The organism is Pseudomonas sp. AC463, from assembly GCF_979253585.1.
The window spans coordinates 1-258 of sequence record NZ_CEEDDZ010000806.1 but is presented as its reverse complement, the minus strand read 5'-3'; the positions used below and the strand labels follow the sequence as shown (position 1 = coordinate 258).

Below are 258 nucleotides of genomic sequence, written 5' to 3'. Positions count from 1 at the left end.
ACCTGATCGTCGCCGCCGCGCTCGCCGGGAAGCGCGTCGTGCGGCTGAAGGGCGGCGATCCGTCGGTGTTCGGCCGCTCGACCGAAGAGATCGCGGCGTGCGGCGTGCATGGTATCCGCGTCCACGTCTGCCCCGGCATCACCGCCGCCAGCGCCGCCGCCGCCTCGGGTGCGCTGTCGCTGACGTTGCGCGGGCTGGCACGGTCGCTGACGCTGGTCACCGCGCATGCCAGGGCTGGCGAGCCGCTCGATCTCGACT

General features: G+C 73.6%; 1 protein-coding gene. It reads left to right on the top strand.

Features of this window, described 5'->3' with window-relative positions; genetic code table 11:
* A partial coding sequence (locus AC0IYH_RS32455) for an SAM-dependent methyltransferase (protein WP_471838457.1) occupies window positions 1-258 on the top strand: 258 nt, incomplete at both ends.